The organism is Rhodanobacteraceae bacterium (genome assembly GCA_016713135.1).
Classification (GTDB): domain Bacteria; phylum Pseudomonadota; class Gammaproteobacteria; order Xanthomonadales; family SZUA-5; genus JADKFD01.
In genome coordinates, this window is the sequence record JADJPR010000020.1 from 60,351 (window position 1) to 81,777 (window position 21,427).

14 protein-coding genes and 1 pseudogene are annotated in these 21,427 nt (G+C 68.0%); 6 read left to right on the top strand and 9 right to left on the bottom strand.

Going from position 1 to position 21,427, the window contains the following annotated elements; genetic code table 11:
* The first annotated feature begins 242 nt into the window (after positions 1–242).
* Entirely contained in the window at positions 243–1,013 is a 771-nt protein-coding gene (locus IPK27_15220; GenBank protein MBK8068913.1) for a hypothetical protein, read from the top strand.
* A 160-nt stretch (positions 1,014–1,173) separates the two neighbouring features.
* On the top strand, positions 1,174–1,518 hold the full coding sequence (locus IPK27_15225; GenBank protein ID MBK8068914.1) for a peptide ABC transporter substrate-binding protein: 345 nt from the start codon (positions 1,174–1,176) through the stop codon (positions 1,516–1,518).
* Between the two features lie 172 nt (positions 1,519–1,690).
* Here the strand turns inward: IPK27_15225 and IPK27_15230 are convergent, their stop codons facing one another.
* The 9 genes and pseudogenes from IPK27_15230 to IPK27_15270 form a co-directional block, all read right to left on the bottom strand.
* A complete protein-coding gene (locus IPK27_15230) occupies positions 1,691–6,691 on the bottom strand; it encodes a DNA repair ATPase (GenBank protein ID MBK8068915.1) in 5,001 nt (1,666 codons plus the stop codon).
* Positions 6,692–6,746: 55 nt separating this feature from the next.
* Positions 6,747–7,157: a four helix bundle protein gene (locus IPK27_15235; protein ID MBK8068916.1), complete on the bottom strand. Its 411-nt coding sequence runs from the start codon at positions 7,155–7,157 to the stop codon at positions 6,747–6,749.
* 39 nt (positions 7,158–7,196) lie between these two features.
* Entirely contained in the window at positions 7,197–9,395 is a 2,199-nt protein-coding gene (locus IPK27_15240; GenBank protein MBK8068917.1) for a hypothetical protein, read from the bottom strand.
* 191 nt (positions 9,396–9,586) lie between these two features.
* Entirely contained in the window at positions 9,587–10,228 is a 642-nt protein-coding gene (locus IPK27_15245) for a ubiquinone biosynthesis protein (GenBank protein ID MBK8068918.1), read from the bottom strand.
* Positions 10,225–10,581, bottom strand: coding sequence for a hypothetical protein (locus IPK27_15250; protein ID MBK8068919.1), 357 nt, complete (start codon positions 10,579–10,581; stop codon positions 10,225–10,227). The genes IPK27_15245 and IPK27_15250 overlap by 4 nt, the downstream gene beginning before the upstream one ends.
* 220 nt (positions 10,582–10,801) lie before the next feature.
* The gene (locus IPK27_15255; GenBank protein MBK8068920.1) at positions 10,802–11,329 is read right to left on the bottom strand and encodes a hypothetical protein; all 528 of its coding nucleotides are present in this window, start codon (positions 11,327–11,329) and stop codon (positions 10,802–10,804) included.
* 8 nt (positions 11,330–11,337) lie between these two features.
* A complete protein-coding gene (locus IPK27_15260) occupies positions 11,338–11,763 on the bottom strand; it encodes a DUF2170 family protein (GenBank protein MBK8068921.1) in 426 nt (141 codons plus the stop codon).
* Positions 11,764–12,092: 329 nt separating this feature from the next.
* Positions 12,093–14,639, bottom strand: a pseudogene (clpB, locus tag IPK27_15265) (ATP-dependent chaperone ClpB).
* 117 nt (positions 14,640–14,756) lie between these two features.
* A complete protein-coding gene (locus IPK27_15270) occupies positions 14,757–16,100 on the bottom strand; it encodes a hypothetical protein (protein MBK8068922.1) in 1,344 nt (447 codons plus the stop codon).
* Between the two features lie 141 nt (positions 16,101–16,241).
* Here IPK27_15270 and metF point away from each other — a divergent pair, with 141 nt between their 5' ends.
* The 4 genes from metF (at position 16,242) to IPK27_15290 (ending at position 21,423) form a co-directional block, all read left to right on the top strand.
* A complete protein-coding gene (metF, locus tag IPK27_15275; GenBank protein MBK8068923.1) occupies positions 16,242–17,063 on the top strand; it encodes a methylenetetrahydrofolate reductase [NAD(P)H] in 822 nt (273 codons plus the stop codon).
* Between the two features lie 25 nt (positions 17,064–17,088).
* Positions 17,089–18,456 (top strand): helix-turn-helix domain-containing protein, encoded by a 1,368-nt coding sequence (locus IPK27_15280; protein MBK8068924.1) that lies wholly within the window; start codon positions 17,089–17,091, stop codon positions 18,454–18,456.
* Between the two features lie 133 nt (positions 18,457–18,589).
* Positions 18,590–19,930 (top strand): right-handed parallel beta-helix repeat-containing protein, encoded by a 1,341-nt coding sequence (locus tag IPK27_15285; protein MBK8068925.1) that lies wholly within the window; start codon positions 18,590–18,592, stop codon positions 19,928–19,930.
* Positions 19,930–21,423 (top strand): hypothetical protein, encoded by a 1,494-nt coding sequence (locus IPK27_15290; GenBank protein ID MBK8068926.1) that lies wholly within the window; start codon positions 19,930–19,932, stop codon positions 21,421–21,423. Before IPK27_15285 ends, IPK27_15290 begins: the two co-directional genes overlap by 1 nt.
* Positions 21,424–21,427 lie beyond the last annotated feature (4 nt).

A 21,427-nucleotide genomic window follows, 5' to 3' on the forward strand; every position in this document is an offset into this window, starting at 1 on the left:
TACCCGGGGTGGGTTTTCGTCGGGCAGTTCGGGCACAAGCGGTTCCGACAGCGTGTCCGGCGAGTATACGAATCCGGCCTGTCAGCCAGGCTGGCGGGGGATCGCCGCCGCCGGCTTCGGCCTGACGCTGAGAATCCCGGGCGGCGATGTCGTTTTCCGCTCGCAGCTGCGTACTCCAGGACATCGACAGCGGATCCCGCCCCGGGAACGGGTCGATACCCCATCAATGTCTGGAGGAATTCGTGAACGCTGCAAACCCGCGCGCCATGGCGCGCAATACGATGCTGCTGGCTGCGCTGTCCATCGCCCTGACCGAGGGCGCGGTCGCCGCCGCGGCACCACTGCCGGTGTTGCTGGTGATCCCCAACCAGGACTTCTACTACGCCGAATACCGCGCCACCCGCACCTCGCTGGAGGCCCGCGGACTGTCGGTGGTGGTGGCGGCGGGCGAGGCCCGGGACGCGCTGCCGCAGGAGAGTGGCATCCGCTCTCCCGTGCGGCCGGACGTGCTCCTGTCCAACAGCAGCGCGCATGACTATTCAGCGGTCGTGTTCGTCGGCGGCTGGGGCGCCTCGTCCTACCAGTACGCATTCGAAGGCCATTACTACAACATCGCCTACCAGCCGCGCCCGGTGGTCACCCGGGAGGTGAATCGTCTCATCAACGAGTTCATCGCGTCGGACAAGCCCGTCGCCGGCGTCTGCCACGGCGTCACGGTGCTGGCCTGGGCGCGCGTCGACGGCGCCAGTCCGCTGCGCGGTCACGTGGTGGTGGGCCCGGCCGGCGGTCTCCCGGCCTTCCGCTACGACGGCATCGACTACCCCGATGCGCAGCAACCGGCGCGCTGGCAGGTCGAGAGGAATGGCGCCACGATGCTGACCGCCTATTCGGTGGGCAATCCGCTCCATTCCCAGGATGATGTCTGGGTAGACGGCCGGATCATCACGGCGCAGGACTACCAGTCCAGCGGGCGCATGGCCGATCTGCTGAAACAGCAGTTGGACGACCGCTGAGCGGAATGGCGTCGCGGGCGCTGCCCGCGACGCTTGCTCCAGGCTCGCATCGATCGCACATCCGAGCCTGTCGCCCGCCTGGGCTGCGGACGACCATCCAGGTTGAGCGGATACCTGAAATCCGAGGAAACTTGCAGGCTCACGCCGACAGGGAATCCCGATGTCCACCGAAGCCGACTGGAAACACCTGCGCAGCCTCAAGCCGGTCGTCCTGGACCGACTCTGCGAGCGGATATTGAACGAGGTCGTCCGTACCAGCCGCGCGCCGGGCAAGAGCAACCACGAGCGCTATCTCGCGGTGTATCGCCTGATCCAGCGCCGCGACCGGGAAATCGCCGAGGCTTTCAACGACATGCGCCGCAGCACGGCGCTATACAGCATCCTTGCGATGCATCGCCTGGGACTGTTCACCACCGAGGAGATCGCCGGCTTCGGCGAATTCGTGCGTGCGCAGATTGAGCCCGATTCGCCGGACGACGAGTCTGAGCGCGGGGACGACGCGTAGCCCGGGGTGCGCGCGCGTTCCCGGGTATTGCCCCGGCGCTGAATCGCTGCGCGATACAACGCCCTACGCAGCCATTCGGCGCGCGGGCCGCCCCGCTCAGCCCTTCTTCTGCCCGATCCGCTTCATCAGCGCATCGACTTCCGTGCGCACGGCGCGCACCTGCTGCCAGATGTCATGGTCCAGGGTCATCTTGTGGTGCAGCGCGGAGACCAGTGGCAGCAGGGTTTCCTCGTAGGCGGTGGCCATGCGCGCGAGGGTCGCGGCGAGCGAGGACGGGAGTTCCAGCTTCGGTTCGCGCGGTTCGCGCGCGAGGGCCTCGCGGATCTGGTCCAATGACTTGAGCGCATCCAGCGCCTCGCGGGTGGCGGCGGCCTCGCCGTGCTGTTTCTGGTTGCAGGGCGATGTCGGCCAGCACCTGGGCGGCGCGGGTGGCGCCGTCGGCTTCCTTGCCGCCCTGTTTCATCAGGCGCTGGAAGTTGTCGACGAGTGCGGACCAGCGGGTCTTTTCGTCGGCGCTGGGCTGGCCGATCAGGTGGGCGAGCTTGAGCAGGTTCTCTTCGGCGCGCGCGCCCAGGGTCTGGGCCTCGCCGCGGTAGTGGTCACGGATCAGCGAATCGAGTTCGGCGTCGGTCATCAGCGGCGAGAGCTGCGCGGCGAGCTTGACCATGTTGCGGTAGCTGCCCTGCAGCTTGAACGGCGGCTCGGTGCGGTAGGCATCGTCCTGCGCCGCGCTGGCGACGTAGGCGGCATTCACGCGCCCGAGCACGTCGCGCACCTTGACCATCCGCCGCACCAGTTCGATCAGCTCGACGCCGCCCGGCAGGCCCGGCGGCGGGGTTTCGTCGTCGCCGCGGGCGATGCGCAGCACGGCGAGGATTTCCTCTCGCGGACGCTCGGCCAGCGGGGCGCTGGCCGGGTTGGCGGTGAGCGCGTTCTCGATGTAGCTGTCGGCGAACAGCGCCTCGCGCCCACTGAGCACATCGCCCAGGTTGTAGACGTCGGCGCGGTTGGCCAGCATGTCCGGGATGCGGAAGACCTCGCCGGTCTCGGTGTAGGGGTTGCCGGCCATCACCAGGGCGAAGCGCTTGCCGCGCATGTCGATGGTGCGCGCCACGCCGTCGATCACCGCGTCCACGCGGCGGGTGCCGTCCGCCAGCGAGATGAACTTCTGCAGGAACTCCGGCGAGCAGTGCTGGATGTCGTCCACGTAGAGCATCACGTTGACGCCCATCGCCAGGCCCAGGTTGAGCTTGACCAGCTCGTCCGCGGCGCCGCGGTGCGCGGCCTGGGCCGGGTCCAGCGAGTGCACCTCGTGTCCCAGCGTGGGGCCGTTGACGCGCACGAAGATCATGCCCAGGCGGTCGGCGATGTATTCCATCAGCGTGGTCTTGCCATAGCCCGGCGGCGAGATCAGCAGCAGCAGGCCCGAGCGGTCCGAGCGCGCATCGCCCAGGGTGCCGATCTGCTTGGCCAGGTTGTTGCCGATCAGCGGCAGGTAGACCTCGTCGATCAGCCGGTTGCGCACGAAGCCGGCAAGCGGCTTGGCGAGGAAACGATCGAGCCCCAGGCGCTTGCGCTCGCGCTCGCTGACCTGGTGGCGCAGGCGCGCGAAGGCCTGCCATTCGGGGGCCACGACCTGCTCGTGCTGCGACAAACGGATCAGGAACTCGGGGAAATCGAGCGGCAGCACACCACCCTGCACGCGCGGATGCTCGCCGCGCAGGCCCTCGATGCGCGCATGCAGCTCGACATTGATGCGTTCGCGCGGCAGCGCCGGGAAGCACAGCAGCGCGGCAGCTTCGAGCACGCTGGAGTCCGGCGCGCCATTGGCCAGTCGCTGGCACCAGGCCCGCGCCAGCGCGAGGCGCTCGCCCGCGGCGACCGGCGCGTCCAGCGCGGCGAGCGCGCTCTTCGGCAACTCGCGCGCGGCGCGCTCGGCCAAGTCCAGCGCGGCGCCGCTGGCGGCAAAGGCGCCCTGCCCGGCCGCCAGGCTGGCGGCCAGATGGCGCGCCGCGGCTTCCACCGCGGCGGCGTCGCCGGGGACTCCGAGCACAGTGGCCGTCGCCGACAGCGCGGAATGCCAAGACGGCGGCAGCGGCATCGATTCGCCACGCGCGATGAACCAGGCCAGGCCCGCGGCAAGCGCGCGCGCGGCCGATTGCGCCGCGGCGTCGAGACTGGCGTACCAGCCCTGGGCCAGCACGCGCGAGGCGGCCGGCCAGCGCAGCTCGCCGGCGTGCGCGGCGACCTTCGACAGCGCCGAGACGATCAGCGCGGCGTCGGCGTCGTGCACGCCGCGCTGGTAATCCTCGGCCGGGTGCTTCTGCGCCTCGTCGGCGGCGATCTCGGCCAGCGCCGCGCCGCCCTCGCGCAGGGCCGCGGCCAATGCGGCGTCGCCCGCCTCTGCGCGCCGCCACAAGCGCCACGCGAGGTATTCGGCGCGATAGACCGCGTCGGTCTCGTTCGGCAGCACCTGGCCCCAGACCTCGCGGTGCTGCTCGGCGGCGGGCTCAGCCAGTTGCACGCGGTAGTCGGTGCCGGTGAGCTGCAGCGACAGCCCGCGCGCGTCGTGCAACAGCGCCAGGTCCAGCGGCCGCCGCTCGATGGTGAAGCGGTGGCGCCCGAGCGCCATCGAGTCGCCCGCGGTGCCGAGTTCCAGGCGATCGCGCAGATCGCGCAGCCCGCCTTCCTTGAGGCTGCGCAGCTTGCCGGCCAGTTCGTCCGCCTGCACCGCAGCGCCGAGCGCGCGCAGTTCGGCGATCTGCGCCTGCGCGCGCTCGACCAGGGTGTCGCCGGCGAAGAAGGCGTGCAGCTCGTCGGCCTGGGTGAGCTTGGCGACGCGCCGCGGGATACCGTCGAGCACCCGCTTGATCGCCTCGGTGAGGCCGCTGGCGCGCTTCTCGCGCTGCGCGGCGATCTGCTCGCGGCGTGCGGCGAAGGCTTCCAGCGCGGCCTCGCGGCGGGTGGTCAGCTCGACCAGGAAGGCCGGCTGCGCGCCAAAGCGCCCTTCCAGCTGCTCGATGCTGCCGAGGGTGCGCGCAAGGGCTTCGTCGATCGCCTCCGGCGTATCGGCGCGCGCCAGCAAATTGGTCAGCGACTGCTCCAGCACCGTGAGCTGGGCGCCGAACTCCAGGCCCTGCTCCTGCTCCAGCAACCCCTCGCGGCGTGTGCGCAGCGTCGCGCGGATGCGGTTGACCTCGGCGTACAGCGACGAGGTCTGGCCGAGCAGCGTGGCGCGCTGCTGCGCATCGGTCTGCTCGAAGCTGGCGATCAGCTCGGACAGCCCGTCCAGCGATTCGGCCAGGCCGTCGAGCTTCTCGCCGATCGGTGCCAGCGCGCTGGTCGATTTGGCGCTGTCGACCGCGGCCGCAGCCTCGGCCAGGCCCTTGCGCAGGGTAGCGAAGGCGGCCGGATCGGCAAAGAACTTGAGCGCGCGCTCGCCGATGCGGTTGAGTTCCTCGACGATGCGCGCGTCCTGCGCGTCCACCGCCGGGATGTCCACATGCGCCTGCTCGCGCAATCCGGTCAGCTCGCCGCGCTTGCGCTTGAGGCTGCGGATCGCTTCGGTGAAGTCCTCCGGCGCCTTCCACAGCAGCGAGGCGACCTTCGACAGCAGTTCACCGACCTGCTGCGTGGCCGCCGTCACCGCCTGGCGCGCGGCCTGCTTGCTGCGCTCCAACTTTTCGAAGGCGTCCAGCGCCTCGCGGCCGCTGCGGCCGAGCAGCGCAACATCCGCCGCGATCTTGCCGACCTCTTCCTCCGCCAGCCACGGATGCGCATCGACGCAGCGCGCGGCGAGCTTGAGCAGGCGGTCGTAGGAGGCCTCGCTGTGCGCGTCCTCGGCCAGCCGCGACAGCTCGCGCAGTTCCGCCAGCGCGCGGACCACGTTGGCATTGCCGAGCCGCCCGAGCAGTCCCGCCACCTTCGGCTGCGCGCTGGCGTGCTCGTCCGACGCGAACGGCGTGCGCCACAGCTGCATGGTGTGCAGCCGCGAGGCATCGGCGCCTTCGGGCGTGACCAGCAGGATGCGGCCATCGTCGAAGCGCGCGTAGCCGCTGGCCAGCAGCGGCTGGCCGATCGCGCGGTCGATCAGGTTGTACGGCAGCAGCGCGTAGTCGCCCTTGGCGCTGTCGTAGAACACGTAGAGCACATCCTCGCCGCTCGGCGCGCGCACCGTGCGCTTCAGCCGGTAACCGCGGAAATCGTGCCCCAGGTCCTTGAAATGCTTGAAGTCGCCGGACTCCAGATAGTAGCCGCCGGGGAACACGATGCCGTGGTCCTCGGGCAGCTCCACGCAGGAATCGCCGATCTCGTCGATCCGCTGCACCTGTTTCAGGCGCTTGTTGTAGACCAGGTGGCGGACCACGTTCTCGCGATACGGGCGGATCGCCAGCACGATCAGCGTGCCCAGGTCCGCATAGCTGATCTCGGCGTCCGCCAGCGCCTGGTTCTTGTCGTCCACCGGCTCGCTGTAGATGCCTAGCCCGGTCTCGGTGTTGTTCTCGATCTTGACCGTGAGGTCGCCGCCGGTGGTCTCGACGAACACGGTGTCGAGGATGTTCACGTGCGGGTGGCGGCCCAGCACATGCTGCTCGCGCGTGACCTGGACCCACTCGAAACTGTGCGGCGACGGCAGCACATGGTCGCGCTCGCCGCGGTTGTCGATGTAGGACAGCGCCCCGCCGCGCTCGATGGCGAAGCGGAACACCCGCTTGTCACCCGGCTGGCTGCCGGTGCGGAAGATCAGCAGCAGGCGCTCGCCGGCGATCCTCAGTTGGTCGAGCGTGGTCGCCTTGTAGTAGGTGTAGAGCTCGCGGAAGTCGGCAACGAAGCGCTGCTCGTCCAGGAAGCTCCCGGCCACCGGCACCGTCTGCAGTTCCGGGCCATCGGCGCCATCCGCCAGCCGGTACAGGCAGAAGACGTCGTCGACCTTGGTCTCCTTCTTCAGCCCCAGCGTGACCTCGTAGCCGAACAGCAGCAAGTCACCGACGCGCACGATGTCGCGCGCGATGCAGTTGTGCTCGGTCCGCGCGGACAGGCGCGCAAGCAGCTTCGGCTCGATGCGCCCAAAGGTGGCGATGCGCTTGCCGTTCAGCGCCTCGGTCTTGGTACGCAGGGTTTCGGCGGCGGCGGCGAGGCGCTTGCGCAGGAGGTCGAAGGTGGCGGAAGTCATTTGGAGGGCACGAGGGCACGAGGGCACGAGGGCACGGAAAAAGCGGGGCGTGCGGTCATGTGGAGTGCTCGGTCAGGTACTCGGGGGGTTCGCCATCGCGAATGATGGTCCGATCGCGAACAGCCGAGAGAAGGTTGAGGAGCATTGCGCGCAGGTGCTCTGCGCGCTCGTTCAGATCGACCACGGTCAGCTCGTCCAGAAGTTTCAGCCTTCCGGCAAGCTCCACTTGAGTACTCGACTCAGCGAGCGAGCCGAGAGCAACCGACAGAAACTGGGCAAACTCACGCTGGGACTGGCGTGAGTGTCCCTCGGCAATGTTGGATGGCACGGAGACAACTGCGCGCTGCACTTGCGCCGCCAGTCCGAACTTTTCATCGCGCGGCAATTTCCCGGCTGCCGCATACACGGCAACCGCAAGCTCCATCGCTTTCTGCCACACCACGAGATCTCGATAGCTGGTAACCATCTCCCCCTCCCGCGGCAAGTCGTTTCAGGCGAGCCTTGCTCACGGCCCTCCCTGCCCTCGTGCCCTCGTGCCCTCGCCGATCAGCTTCTGGAGCAAATCAACGTCCTTGGTCCGCCCCGACGCGACCAGCTTCTGCATCAGCGCCGCCACCGACAGATCCCGCACCGCGTCCGCGCCGCCGACGGCCGCCACCAGTTCCTTCGCGTCCTGGATCAGATCGCGCTTGCCGGCCTTGTGGTCGGCGAAGGCCTTGGCGAGGAGCTGGCTCTTGCCGACGGTGCCGTCGATCGCCTTGCCCAGCGAGAGGCTGCGCATGAAGCTCTCGAAGTAGTCGCCGTCGCCGCCGACGATCTCGATCTTGGCCTGCTGCAGCGCGCGGCCGAGCACGGTGGCCTGTTCCTTGGCGATGGCGGTGTTGGCCTCGATGCCGCGCAGGGTCTCGGCATGGCTGTAATCCAGCTGCATGCGCTGTTCCTCGTGCGCGCGGGTCTCGGGGCTCATGTGCTTCATGGCCTCGAACTTGGCGGTCAGGCCCTCGGACTCGGCGGCGAAGCGCGCGGCGATGGCGGCGGCCTCGGCCTCGCCGCTCTTCTGCTTGCCCAGCGCCTCGGCTTCCAGGCGCAGGCGCAACGCCTCGGCCTGCGCGGTGCCCTGCTTGGCCACCGCGTCGGCGTCGGCCAGCTTGACCTGGGCTTCGGCCACACCCTGCTTCTCGCGGCCGATGGCCTCGGCCTCCATCTTGGCCTGCAGCGCCTGCGCGTGCGCATCGCCCAGCTTGACCACGGCGTCGGCGTCGGCCAGCTTGACCTTGGCGGCAACGATGCCCTCCTTCTCCTTCGCATCCGCCTTGGCGATGGCCACCTTGGCCTCGGCCAGACCGCCGGCGGCGCTCACCGCCTCGATGCCTTCAGCCTCGCGCTTCTTCGCCTCGGCCATCTTGGCCGCGACCACCAGCTTCGCCTCGGCGGCGATCTGCTCCTCGTTGGCCTTGTGGCGCGCGCGCTGCTCGTCGGCTTCAGCGGACTTCACCTCGCTGATGTACTTCTCCTGCGCCTGGCCCTCGGCGAGCACGATGGTGCTCTTGCGGGTGCGCTCGGCGTCGGACAGCGTGCGCACGTTCTTGATCTCTTCTTCCTGCTCGGCCACCGTGCGCTCGACCACGATGCGCTCGCGGATGACGTCGGCGATCGCCTTCTTCTGCACCTCGACCGCCTTTTCCTTCTCGATCTGCTGCAGCGTCACTTCGCGCTCGCGGTCGACGATCTCCAGCTGGCGCGCACGCGTGACCTTTTCCTCTTCGATGGCGACCGCGCGCAGGCGGTTGTTCTGCGCCACCTCGGTCTCGCGCTTGACGTTCTCGGTCTGCACCGCGATCTGCTGGTCGGCCAGCAGGCGCGCCAGTTCCGCCTTGGCGCGTTCCTCGGCGGCCACCTTGGCGGCCTCGGCTTCCTCGCGCGCCTTGGTGATCGCGATCTCGCGCTGCTGGTGCGCCTCGGCGTAGGCCTTCTGGCGCTCCAGTTCGAGCACCGCCTCGGCGGTCTCGACGTCCTTCTTCTTGATCCGCATTTCCTCGTTGCGACGGAACTCGTTGGTGCGGATCGCTTCCTCGGCGGTCAGCTCGGTGATCTTCTTGATGCCCTGCGCATCGAGGATGTTGTTCGGGTCGAGCTTCTCCAGCGGGGTCTGCTCGAGGTAGTCGATGGCGGCGTCCTCCAGCACGTAGCCGGAGAGGTCGTCACCGATCTGGCGGACGATCTCGTCGCGGAACTGGTCGCGCGCCTGGTACAGGTCGACGAAATCCATCGACTTGCCGACCGTCTTCAGCGCTTCGGAAAACTTCGCGCTGAACAGGTCCTCCAGGGTGTCCTGGTTGGAGGCGCGCTCGCAGCCGATCGACTGCGCCACGCGCAGCACGTCCTCGGCGGTCTTGTTGACGCGCACGAAGAACTTGACCTTGATGTCGGCGCGCATGTTGTCCTTGCAGATCAGGCCTTCCTTGCCCGAGCGCTCGATCTCGATGGTCTTCATCGAGACGTCCATCTCCTCCACCTTGTGCAGCACCGGAATCACCAGGCGCCCGGTGAAGGTGACCTCCGGCTCCGCGCGCATGGTGTTCACGATCATCGCGTGGCCCTGCTGCACCTTGCGATAGAACTTCGCGATCAGCGCGAGGAAGCCGAAGAAGAAGACGACAACCGCAATGACGGCGGCAATCAGGGTGACGATGGCGAGGTCCATGGGTGGCTCCGGGCTGGCAGCTGCAGGTTGGGGTTGAGCATTCTTTGGTCCGCAAAGGACGCTAAGGACGCAAAGAATCAGGCGGCACTCGGGGACGCCAGATGCGCGTGGAAATCAGGCCTGTGCTACATCAATCGGCTCTTCTTTGCGTCCTTTGCGTCTTTTGCGGACAAAAACTGGCTTTGCAGAAATCAAGGCGCATCGTAAGCCTCCACCCGATACCGCCCCGTCTTCGGCTCGATATCGATCAGCAGGGCGGACGAGCCCTTGGTCAGGGTGTTCGGGGTGTCGGCGCAGACGCGCACGTTGAGTGGGGCGCCGCTGTCGATGATCACTTCGGCCTGCCCGAATTTCTCGCTGACGCTGAGCGTGAGGATCTTGCATGGCTTGCCCAGCAGCGATTCCTGCTTGGCCGAGACATGCACGACGAACAGCGGCTTCAGGGGCCGCAGCACGCGCGCGGCGACCGGCACTGCCAGCACCAGCGCGCCGACCAGGATCAGCGTGCCAGCGATCCACGCCGGCAGCGGGATCAGGCTCCACGTGAGGCTCACCGCCAGCAGCGTGAACAGCCACCAGAAGAACACGATGCCGCTGACGACGATGGAGAAAGGCAGCTTGTCCAGGCCGAGCGCCATCAAGGTTTCCGGCGCCTCGGCGTGTTCGCCGCCGCCGTGCTCCGGCAGGTCCAGGTCGGCGTCGAAGTGCGGGCCGAAGGAATCGAAGTCGAGCACGCCCAGGATCGCCAGCAGCCAGAACACCAGCAGTGCGCCCATCAGCACCGAGGGCACGAAGCCCGGATAGTGGGTCAACAGATCGAGAAAGCTGGTCATCGCCTGGCACCCTTGCGCGTGGTCGGTTGGTTGAATTCATCTGCAAACGCGATCAGCTCCGCGTTCACACGCTCCTTGATCGCCAGATGCTCCCCGGGATCCAGTCTGTAACGTTTACCCAGAAGTTGGTAGTCCTCCGGACTCAGGCTCACCGTCAGCCGCGGCCGCTTGGCCTGGCGAATCACCGGCAGCCCCAGCACCACGCGGATCTGGTCCGAGTTGGACAGATTCGCCTCGAAGGCCGCGCGGCGCACCGCCTGCAAAACGCTCTCCGAGACGTCGAAGGCCACCTGCACCGCCTTCAGTGCGGAAGCCGATGATTGCCAGCGGGTGGGAAGGCGGTTGGGGTTCATGGCGAGAGCGATCGGAGGGCACGAGGGCGCGAGGGCACGAGGGCACGCAAGCAGCCGCCCGCCAGCCCAAAAGCCTGGCTCCGGCCGTTGCGACAATCCTGACTGCTTGCGACGAACCGCTCTTCACGTGCCCTCGTGCCCTCGTGCCCTCGTGCCCTCCAAAAAAGGCCTTCGTGCCCTCGCACACTCGTCCCGAAGCACTCTCGCGACCTCCGGCCCATCACCCCCTCCCCCTTGGCCCGCGCTTCAACTGGTCCATGACCTTCTCCGGGCGCTGGTGGGCGAAGCCGGGAGATTTGTCGGTGGGTTTGCGCGGCGGCGCGTCGGGGGCGGCGGCGGTGGCGTTGGCGGCGGCCATCATCGTGCGCGCCATCGTCACGTCGCGGTGGAACTCGCGCAGTTGCGCCTCGACGCCCGCGTGCAATCGCGCCAGGGTCGCGATGTGATCATCGAAACTGCGCGCCATGTCGCCCTCGTGGGCCACCGCGCGCGCGAGTTCGCTGAGGCGTTCGCGGTAGCTCGAATGCTGCGCGGGCTCGCGGGTCAGCGCTTCCAGTTCGCGCTGGGCGCGCAGCATGCGGCGGCGCGCCGCTTCCGCGCGCGCCTTGGCCGATGCCAGTTCCTTCGCAGTGCGCGTCAACAGTGCCTCGGCCTGTTTCACGGTCGGCGGCTCGTGCGCGCTGCCTTTGGGGCCGAGCGCCTTCCATTCGTCCTTGAGCAATCCGAGCATCTCGTCCCACCAGGCCATGGCCATCCTCACACCAGGTAATCGGACAGCGTCGCGAGCGCGTCGCGGCCGTTGTCGCTCAGGGTGGCGAGTTCCAGCGCCAAGTCATCCGGCGTGGCGTCCGGGCTCAGCGCGCCGAACAGCACATAGTGCTCGCCGATGCGTCCGAAGGAGGACAGCGGCACGCTGGGGTTGAGGTCGAGCAAAGTTTCCAGCAGTTTCGCGCGGCGCTTCGGGCGGATGTCCGCGTCACGCCAGAGATAACTGATGCACAACAGTTGACTGCCGGCGTCGGTGACATAAATCGGCAGGCGGTCGGCAGTCGGGAACCCCACCTCGATCACCGGCACTTCGCCAGGCATCGAGGACACCTCGACATCGGTCACGCCAAGCTGCTTGCGCAGCAGCGGCACCGAGCGTTCGATCAAGCTCACCAGCTTGCGCGGCCTGGCCATCGGTCACGCCCGCCTCCTCGTGCGGGCCGGACACCATGTGCGTTGGCGACCACGCTAACGCCGTCCGACATATCATGTCAAGACATTTTATGTCGAAACGCCTGAGGTGGGTCCGGACCTTGTCCGGACGCTCCGGACCTTGTCCAGACGCTGCTGCCGATGCCGTTGTGGGTCTGGACCTTGTCCAGACGCTTAGACCCACAAGTGCCGGTGGCGGGACAAGCGTCCGGACGAGGTCCGGACCCACAATCAGGGCCTGGACCCACAATCAGGGCATGGACCCACCAACGGCGGTGCCCTACACCTTCTCGAACACGATCTTCCCGCCCTCCGCCCTGCGCGCGCACGGTGTCGCGCGGGGCGTAGCGGCCGGCGAGGACCTCGCGCGCCAGCGGGTTCTCGATCAGAGTCTGCACCGCGCGCTTGAGCGGGCGCGCGCCATAGACCGGGTCGTAGCCGATGTTGGCCAGCAGGGTCAGCGCCGAATCGTCGAGCTCGAAGCGGATCTCGCGCTCGGCCAGGCGCTGAGCCAGGTGCTGGGTCTGGATCTTCGCGATGCGGCCGATCGCGGCCTTGTTGAGCGGGTGGAACACGACCAGTTCATCGAGGCGGTTGATGAACTCGGGACGGAAGTGCTGCTGCACGATGTCCATCACCGCGTTCTTCATGCGCGCGTAGTTGTCCTCGCCGGCGAGTTCCTGGATCACCTGCGAACCGAGGTTGCTGGTCATCACGATCACAGTGTTGCGGAAATCCACCGTGCGGCCCTGGCCATCGGTCAGGCGGCCGTCGTCGAGCACCTGCAGCAGCACGTTGAACACATCGTGGTGGGCCTTCTCGACCTCATCGAGCAGGATCACGCTGTACGGCCGGCGGCGCACGGCCTCGGTCAGGTAGCCGCCTTCCTCGTAGCCGACATAACCCGGGGGCGCGCCAATCAGGCGGCTCACGGAGTGCTTCTCCATGAACTCGCTCATGTCGATGCGCACCATCGCTTCCTCGGTGTCGAACAGGAAGTTCGCGAGCGCCTTGCACAACTCGGTCTTGCCAACGCCGGTAGGGCCGAGGAACAGGAAGGAACCGTTCGGACGCTTGGGGTCCGACAGTCCCGCGCGCGAGCGACGGATCGCATCGGACACGGCGCGCACCGCCTCCTCCTGGCCGACCACGCGCTGGTGCAACTCGTCTTCCATGCGCAGCAGTTTCTCGCGCTCGCCTTCGAGCATCTTGCTCACCGGGATGCCGGTCCAACGGCTCACCACTTCGGCGATCTCGTCGGCGCTGACCTTGTTCTTCAGCAGGGTGAAACCCTTCTGTTCGGTGGCCTGCGCGGCGGCGATCTGCTTTTCCAGGTCGGGGATGCGGCCGTACTGCAGCTCGGCCATCTTCGCCAGGTCCTGGGCGCGCTTGGCCGCCTCGAACTCGTAGCGGGCGCGTTCGAGCTGTTCCTTGAGCCTGGTTTCGCCGGAAACGGCCGCCTTCTCCCCCTTCAGCACCTCGTCGAGGTCGCTGAACTCGCGTTCGAGCTTGGCGATCTGGTCTTCCAGCTCCTTCAGGCGCAGCTTGCTCGCCTCGTCGCGCTCCTTCTTCAGCACCTCGCGCTGCATCTTCAGCTGGATCAGGCGACGTTCCAGGCGGTCCATTTCCTCCGGCTTGGAGTCCATTTCCATGCGGATGCGGCTGGCGGCCTCGTCCATCAAATCGATGGCCTTGTCCGGCAACTGGCGGTCGGCGATGTAGCGGTGGCTCAGCGTGGCCGCGGCGACGATCGCCGGATCGGTGATCTCGACCTTGTGGTGCAGCGCGTAGCGTTCCTTCAGGCCGCGCAGGATCGCGATGGTGTCCTCGACGCTCGGCTCGCCGACGAAGACCTTCTGGAAGCGGCGCTCGAGCGCGGCGTCCTTTTCGACGTACTTGCGGTACTCGTCCAGCGTGGTCGCGCCGATGCAGTGCAACTCGCCGCGCGCCAGCGCCGGCTTCAGCATGTTGCCGGCGTCCATCGAGCCTTCGGCCTTGCCGGCGCCGACCATGGTGTGCAGCTCGTCGATGAACAGGATCACCTGGCCTTCCTGCTTGGCCAGGTCGTTGAGCACGCCCTTCAGGCGCTCCTCGAACTCGCCGCGGAACTTGGCGCCGGCGATCAGCGCACCCATGTCCAGGCTCAGCACGCGCTTGCCGCGGATGCCTTCGGGCACCTCGCCGTCGACGATGCGCTGCGCCAGGCCTTCGACGATGGCGGTCTTGCCGACGCCGGGCTCGCCGATCAGCACCGGGTTGTTCTTGGTGCGCCGCTGCAGCACCTGGATGGTGCGGCGAATCTCCTCGTCGCGGCCGATGACCGGGTCGATCTTGCCGTCCTCGGCGCGCTTGGTCAGGTCGATGGTGTACTTCTCGAGCGCCTGGCGCTGCTCCTCGGCGTTCGCGTCCTGCACCTTCTCGCCGCCGCGCATGCCGGCGATCGCCTGCTCGATTCGCGCCTTGTCCGCACCGGCGGCCTTGAGCGCCTTGCCGACCTCGCCCTTGTCCTCCAGCGCCGCAAGCACGAACAATTCGCTGGCGATGAAGGCATCGCCGCGCTGCTGCGCCAGCTTGTCGGTCAGCATCAGCAAGCGGTTGAGGTCATTGCCGATGCTCAGGTTGCCCTCGTTGCCCTTCACCTGCGGCAGCCGGTCGAAGGCCTCGCCGAGCTTGCTGCGCAGCGCGGCGACGTTCACGCCGGTCTGCGACAGCAGCGGGCGGGTCGAGCCGCCCTGCTGGTCGATCAGCGCGATCAGCACATGCACCGGCTCGATGACATTGTGGTCGCGGCCGACGGCCAGCGACTGCGCGTCAGCCAGGGCCTGCTGGAACTTGGAAGTGAGCTTGTCCATCCGCATGGGAGATCTCCGGGCGCGAAGGCTGCGGTGATTGTCGATGCGGAGTGATTGCGGCTGCGTTGATCCAGTTCAAGGGGGTTGAAAAGCGGCGGGAAGGACGCACGCGGGGCCCACCAGTCAACGCCAGAACGGAATGATCGACGGCTCGGCCGGCTCCTCGTCGCCCTCGCGCTGGGGTCGGATCACTTCCAGCCGGTGCCGTCCGGGCGGCAGCGCGCGCACGTCGAGCATGGCGACAAAGCCGCGCAGACCGCTGTCGGGGTCACGTCCGAGGTCGTAGCGCAGGTCTGGCAGCTGCTGGCCGTCGAGCAGCACCGGATGCACGTGGGTGGCCACACAATCCAGGAGCAAGTCGACACGCGCTTCCTCGGCGGCCTTGCGCGCGGCGTGGTCCCCGCCGGTGGCCTCGACCGTGGCCGCGGGGCATTCCTTTTCGATGGTCTGTTGCACCCGGCGCGGCAGGTAAGGCACGAACAGCCTCAGGTAGGGGCCGCGCACGCTGGCAGACGGGATGAAGGGGAAGCCCTCCTGGGCATCGCGCTCGCTGCGGGTGTCGGCATAGTGCTGAGCGCGCAACTCGCGCCCGTTGGCGTCCTCCGGCAGGTAACGCTCGCCCGGCAGGGAAATCACGCCAGAGCGAAGCAGCACCTCGACCAGGATCAGCGCCATCAGCGAGTACAGCGCCCCCATGAGCAGCAGGTTGCCGCGGGTCATTCCCAGGCGACTGAACAGGGTCAACATGATTGGGCCGGTGAACCGGCCGCCAGTGGTCACGGTGCTGACCTGATAGATCCCGTGAATGCCCCGGCGCAGCCAGTGGCCCGGTGCGAGGCGATCGCCATAGCGCCGGTCGATCAGCGTCGCCAGCATCATCGGCGCAACCACCAGCATCACCAGCGTGAATGTCAGCCAGGAATTGTCCTTGCCAGGTATCCAGAAGTAGGCGGTCAACCCGGCCACCGCCACCACGCTCATGGTCAGCAGCATGATCGACAGCGACAACAGGGCCAGCAGCAAGCCGAAGGCAAACACCAGGCTGGCGCGGTTGTCGGCCTGGTCGATCATGCGATCGAGCGTGGGCATGGCCGAACGGGCGTAGTCGCGGTAGATCGGCCCGCGCTTGAGCTGTTCCCAATCCACGCCGCCGGGATACACCGAGCGCAGTCCGAGCGCCGCAACCCAGATCGCGCGCGAGCCGAGGTGCAGCACGAAGGTGCAGATCAGCGCGTAGCTGGTGATCTTCAGGTAGAAGTAAAGCATGAACACGGCGTAGTTCAGGTTGCCGGTCAACCGCGGCCGCAGTGCATAGAGCGCATCGTCCAGCAGCCCGGGCACTTGCAGCATCGAGAACACCAGCGCGCCGGACAGCAGCAGTTCGACCTCCCAGGTGGGCGTGGTGTCGCGCGGGACCTCGAACACGTGGTCGGCGTCGGCGGGCGCGGCGGGGCTGGGCTCGGTCATCGGCAAGCAGTGGCTGCGGCGGATGGGCGATCATCGCCGGGCTTGCGACCGCGTGCCACCCGCCACGGCGCCGGGGTTGCCGAGTCGATGCCGCTGCGGCGAGTATCCGGGGCCTGCCCGCTCCGGACGTCTGTACCGCCCATGCTGCCGCTCAGTTTCGAGTTCTTTCCGCCCAAGACCGCCGAGCAGCGTGAGACGCTGGAGCACACCGCGCAGCGGCTCAAGCCCTTGACGCCCGACTACGTCAGCTGCACCTTCGGCGCGGGTGGCTCCACGCTGTCCTACACCTACGACACGGTGGTGGCGCTCAAGCAGCACGGGCTTGATGTGGCGCCACACCTGTCGTGCATGGGCGGCACCCGCGAGGAAGTGCGCGAACTGCTGGAACGCTATGTGGCGCTCGGCTGCCGCCGGATCGTCGCGCTGCGCGGCGACCTGCCGTCCGGCATGGCCACGATGGGCGAGTTCCGCCATGCCATCGACCTGGTGCGCTTCATCCGCAGCGAGTTCGACGGGCATTTCCACATCGAAGTGGCGGGCTACCCCGAGTTCCACCCGCAGGCACGCAGCGCCGACGAGGACCTGCGCCACCTCGCCGAAAAGGTCCATGCCGGCGCCAACGGCGTGATCACCCAGTACTTCTTCAATGCCGATGCCTATGTGCACTTCGTCGAGGACGTGCGCCGACTCGGCGTGACGGTGCCGATCGTCCCCGGGATCATGCCGATCAGCCAGTTCAGCCAGCTCAAGCGCTTCTCCGACACCTGCGGTGCCGAGATCCCGCGCTGGATCGAGCGGCGCATGCTGAGCTACGGCGACGATGCCGAGGCGATCCGCGAGTTGGGTGCGGAAGCGGTGGCCGGCCTGTGCCGCCGCCTGGCCGACGCCGGCGCGCCTGCCTTCCACTTCTACACGCTGAACCGGGCCAAGGCCACGCTGGCGGTGATCGAACGCCTGCGCTGAGGCGGGTCTGCGGCATCATCGCTGCATGCGTATCACCGTTCCATGCCTCTGGATGCTGTTGTTCGCGATTTCCGCCGACGCAACAGCGCTTCCGTATTGCAGTTTCTCGGCGAATATTGACGGAGATACCGGCGAATGGCGCGAGCCGTTGCTGCATGCTCGCATTGACGAGCCGGCTGGCACACCCGCGCAGCGCAACCACACAATCATTCGCGCCTGCTGGGATCTGGACGCGCTTCGGCTGGCGATGACGGTCGAAGATTCCGATCCGGTGCGCGCGCCCGCCGCTCTGGACGTGGACCGCTACCACCAGTACGACTCGCTGCAGGTCTACATCGACCCGCGCGGCGACGCCGGCCCGCGCATGAACGACGACGATGTCGACCTGCTGCTGCTGCCGGACGGCCGGCTCGGGGTGCTGCGCGGCGATTCGCTGATCGGCGCCATCGCCAGCGCCAGTGTGCCCCAGCGCGCGGCCGCGCCCCTGGCCGCGGACTACGCCGCCCGCGAAACCACCACCGGCTGGGCCCTGGAACTTGAGGTGCCCTGGGCCGGTCTTGGCCTGCCGGCCGCCGCCGGGGCGCGCATAGGCATGGACATCGCCAGCAACGACTGGCTGGTCGACCACCCGCCGGGAGAATCCGAGGCGCTCACTCCGGAACGCGTGCGCGTCCTGGCCGGCAGACCACCCGATGCGCCGCGGCCGGATGCTGCGGTCGGCACCCAGTTGCTGCCGCGAACCTGGTCGGGCGACAGTGATTTCGGCTATCCCGCGCGCTGGCGCCCGCTGCAACTGACGGGCGGGCCGGGCATGCTGGAGCGATTGCAGCGCGCGCTGGGCCCGCGTGCCTTGCTCCGCATCGGCGCCGCCGGACTCGGCCTGGGGTTGCTGAGCACGCTGATGGTGCATGCATGGCATCGTCGCCGCCTGCGCGATCTGCTGGCGCGACTGGCAGCGATGGCGCCGGCGGCCGCCAGCCCCATCGCCGTCGACGCCGGCCCTGCGCAGGTTCCGAATGATGCCGCAGCGGAATCCACTGCCGTCGATACCCAAGGCGCCGGCGACCCGCGCGACCGCGAGTTCGCCGAGCGGGTGCTCGCCCATGTCCGCCGGCACCTCAACCAGCCGCTCGGCCCCGCGGATCTTGCGCAACAGTTCCACGTGTCGCTGCGCACCTTGCAGCGGCGCCTGAAGTCCGGACTCGACACCAGCCCGCAGGACCTGGTGCTGGCCGCACGCCTGGAAGCCGCGCGCGGGTTGCTGCGCGACGGGCGCTTGCGGGTCGGCGAGGTTGCCGCGCGGGTGGGCTTCGAGGACCTGTCGCATTTCTCCCGGCGCTACCGCCAGGCCTTCGGCCACCCGCCCTCGGAGGAGGGCACGCGGCGCGACTGAGCACCTCGACGGGCGCCTGACGCGCGTCACGACAGGATTGGCGCGTCCAGTCAAACCAATGTCGCGGCCGTTCTAACGCGCCGGCCGGACGTTTGCGCACGCTGCACCTGTCTCAACGCGAGGAACCAGGGGCATGTGGCAGCGGTGGCTGGCAGTGGTCGCGGCGGTGGCGCTGGCGACAGGGTCGAAGGCCACGGTTTACACCGTTGGCGCAGGCGGCACCCACGCCTCGCTTCAGGAGGCGGTCGATGCCGCCTTCCTCAACCCGGGGCCGGATGAGGTGCGCCTGCGTGAAGGCACGCTGGTCGGGGTGACGGGTGTCAACGGCAACCTCAGCAACAATGACCTCACGGTTTCCGGCGGTTGGGACGCCAGCTATGCAGGCACGGGCTCTGCGCCGACCATTCTCGACGCCGCAGGCATGGGTTCCGTACTGCGCGTTTATCCCTCCGGCGGCAACGTGCAAATCTCGCGCCTGAGCATGCACAACGGCGCGTTGCCCAGCCAGCCTGTGGGGATCGACGTGAATGCGACGGGATTCGCGACAGTGCAGATTTTCCAGGTCGACATTGCCGACGGCATTGTGACGAGCGGAAGCGCCGGCTGTGTGGGCCTGAATGCCCGTGACGACAGCCAGGTCAGCCTGAGCCAGTCGCGAGTGCATCACTGCACCAGCGGGTCAGCCCTTCCAGGCAGTTCAGGCGGTACCGGGATCCGGGTGGTCACCCTGGATCGCGGCCGGGTGAGCCTGGATGACGTGAAGGTCGACGAGCACCAGACCCAGGCCAGCGTGCAAACCACCGGCACCGGGATATCGGTCAATGGGAGCGGCCAGTCGAACGTGGACCTGCACAATGTCCGGATCCACGGCAACAGCACCACAGCACCCTCGGTCTTCGGATCCGGACTGGCCCTGGAGCTGGCCGGCAGTGCCACAGCCACCCTCTCGCGCCTGGAGGTTTTCGACAACCTGGCACCCGGGGCAGCATCGACCACCTCCCAACTGGGCTTGAGTGCGAGCGACTTCGCGGCCATCCGGCTGGTTTCGAGTCTGCTGCGCGACGGGCCGCAAAGCGCCCTCAGCGCCACCTCGGTCGGCGCCAGCGCGCGCGTGCACATGCACAACCTGACGATCGTCCAGCACGCCGCTCGCGGAATCGCCTTTTTCGGCCCCGCGGGCAGCCTGACGCTGCACAACAGCATCGTGCAGGACAACGGGCTGACGTCTCCACTGCCCGTAGGAGGCGGCGACCACAACCTGGGGGCGGACTTGCTGCTCACGCCGGTCAGCTTCTCCGGACCCGGCGACTATCGCCTGCCGTCCGGCTCACCGGGCGTCGACGCGGGGACCGACGCGGTGCCCCTGGGCCTGGCCGCCATGGACTTCGTCGGCGAGCCCAGGGTGCAGGGCGCTGCCTCGGACATCGGCGCCTTCGAGCGCACCGTCCCCTTGTTCACCAGCGGATTCGAGTGATGACCATGCGACCGTGCGGACTGATCCTGCTGTGCGCGCTGGCGTGGGATCTGCCAGCCCAGACCCCGCCCGCCTTTCCCGGCGCCGAGAGCTTTGGCGCGATTGCCACCGGCGGCCGCGGCGGTGCGGTGTTCGAAGTCACCACCCTCGACCCGGACCCGGCCGGCACCGTGCCGGGCTCGCTCAACCACGCGCTGCGCCAGGACGGCGCACGGACCATCGTTTTTCGCGTCAGCGGCGTGATCCATGGCATTGCCAATGTCGTGCATGGCGATGTCACCATCGCCGGACAGACCTCGCCTGGCGGCGTGATCGTGCGCGGCCTGGTGTGCGACGGCCACTACGAACGCAACGACTGCGACAACTTGATCGTGCGCCATCTGCGCATCCGGCCCGGCTGGAACTTGCCCGTGCCGGCCGGCGGCGAGCGCCTGGACGATGCGCTGCGGCTGGACGGCGTCAACCGAGCGATCTTCGACCATGTGACCCTGGCCCATGCCACCGACGAGGCCCTGCAGATCAGCTGGGCCTCGGACGTCACGGTGCAGGATTCGATGCTCGGCGAGACCGTGGGCGACCACGCCGACCGCGGTGGCGCGCTGCTCAACTACTCGCACCCGGAGCACCCGCAGGACCGGATCGCGCTGGTGCGCAACCTGTGGTTCCGGGTCGGCGGGCGCACCCCCGAGATCACCTGCGAGGCGAGCAATTACGACGGCCAGCCCGGCCTGACCCAGAGCTGCCAGCAGACCCCGCTGCGGCTGGAACTGGCCAACAACCTCTACGTCGATCCAGGCTTCCTGGTCTGGTACAACCGCGACGTCGACCAGAACCCGGCGCTCGGTGCCTACGCGGTGCGCCTCAACGCCGTCGGCAACCGCTTCGTCACCCGCGCCAGCTATCCCTACGGCCTGTTCCTGTTCGATCTGCTCGATGTCGCCGCCAACCAGTTGCATGTCAGCGACAACCGGATCGCGATTCACCCGGCCTGGGCCGACTACCAGCTGTTCTACTGCTGCAACGACTTTCCGGCGAATGCGCCGAACACGGCGCCCGGAAACGCCACCCGGCTGCCCGTGCGCCACGCCTTCCCCGTCATCACCTACCAGCCTGGCGACAGCCTGGCGGCGACCCTGCCGCGCAGCGTTGGGGCGCTGCCGGCTGATCCGCTCGAACGTCGCTGGCGCGACAGCGCCTTGGCCGGGCTGCCGCCCTCCGCGGACTACGGCACGCCATTGGCCAACGACACTTTCGACCTCGACTTCCCGCCGGGAGCGCCACCCGCCCCGCCGCCCGATGGCGACCACGACGGCATGCCGGATACCTTCGAACAGGCCAACGGCCTCAATCCAGCCAACCCATCGGACCGCAACGGCACCGGCCTGTCGCTGGGCTGCACCGGGGTGAGCGGCTACACCAACCTTGAATGCTGGCTGCACCAGCTGGCGCAGCAGCGCGCCGGCATCGGGTTGTTCCGGAACGGCTTCGAGTAATGCT

Excerpts from the sequence above, each read along its gene's own strand:
- IPK27_15225 (MBK8068914.1), top strand. The coding sequence starts at position 1,174 with ATGTCCACCGAAGCCGACTGGAAACACCTGCGCAGCCTCAAGCCGGTC.
- IPK27_15230 (MBK8068915.1), bottom strand. The coding sequence starts at position 6,691 with ATGACTTCCGCCACCTTCGACCTCCTGCGCAAGCGCCTCGCCGCCGCC.
- IPK27_15235 (MBK8068916.1), bottom strand. The coding sequence starts at position 7,157 with ATGGTTACCAGCTATCGAGATCTCGTGGTGTGGCAGAAAGCGATGGAG.
- IPK27_15240 (MBK8068917.1), bottom strand. The coding sequence starts at position 9,395 with ATGGACCTCGCCATCGTCACCCTGATTGCCGCCGTCATTGCGGTTGTC.
- IPK27_15245 (MBK8068918.1), bottom strand. The coding sequence starts at position 10,228 with ATGACCAGCTTTCTCGATCTGTTGACCCACTATCCGGGCTTCGTGCCC.
- IPK27_15250 (MBK8068919.1), bottom strand. The coding sequence starts at position 10,581 with ATGAACCCCAACCGCCTTCCCACCCGCTGGCAATCATCGGCTTCCGCA.
- IPK27_15255 (MBK8068920.1), bottom strand. The coding sequence starts at position 11,329 with ATGGCCTGGTGGGACGAGATGCTCGGATTGCTCAAGGACGAATGGAAG.
- IPK27_15260 (MBK8068921.1), bottom strand. The coding sequence starts at position 11,763 with ATGGCCAGGCCGCGCAAGCTGGTGAGCTTGATCGAACGCTCGGTGCCG.
- IPK27_15270 (MBK8068922.1), bottom strand. The coding sequence starts at position 16,100 with ATGACCGAGCCCAGCCCCGCCGCGCCCGCCGACGCCGACCACGTGTTC.
- metF (MBK8068923.1), top strand. The coding sequence starts at position 16,242 with ATGCTGCCGCTCAGTTTCGAGTTCTTTCCGCCCAAGACCGCCGAGCAG.
- IPK27_15280 (MBK8068924.1), top strand. The coding sequence starts at position 17,089 with ATGCGTATCACCGTTCCATGCCTCTGGATGCTGTTGTTCGCGATTTCC.
- IPK27_15285 (MBK8068925.1), top strand. The coding sequence starts at position 18,590 with ATGTGGCAGCGGTGGCTGGCAGTGGTCGCGGCGGTGGCGCTGGCGACA.
- IPK27_15290 (MBK8068926.1), top strand. The coding sequence starts at position 19,930 with ATGACCATGCGACCGTGCGGACTGATCCTGCTGTGCGCGCTGGCGTGG.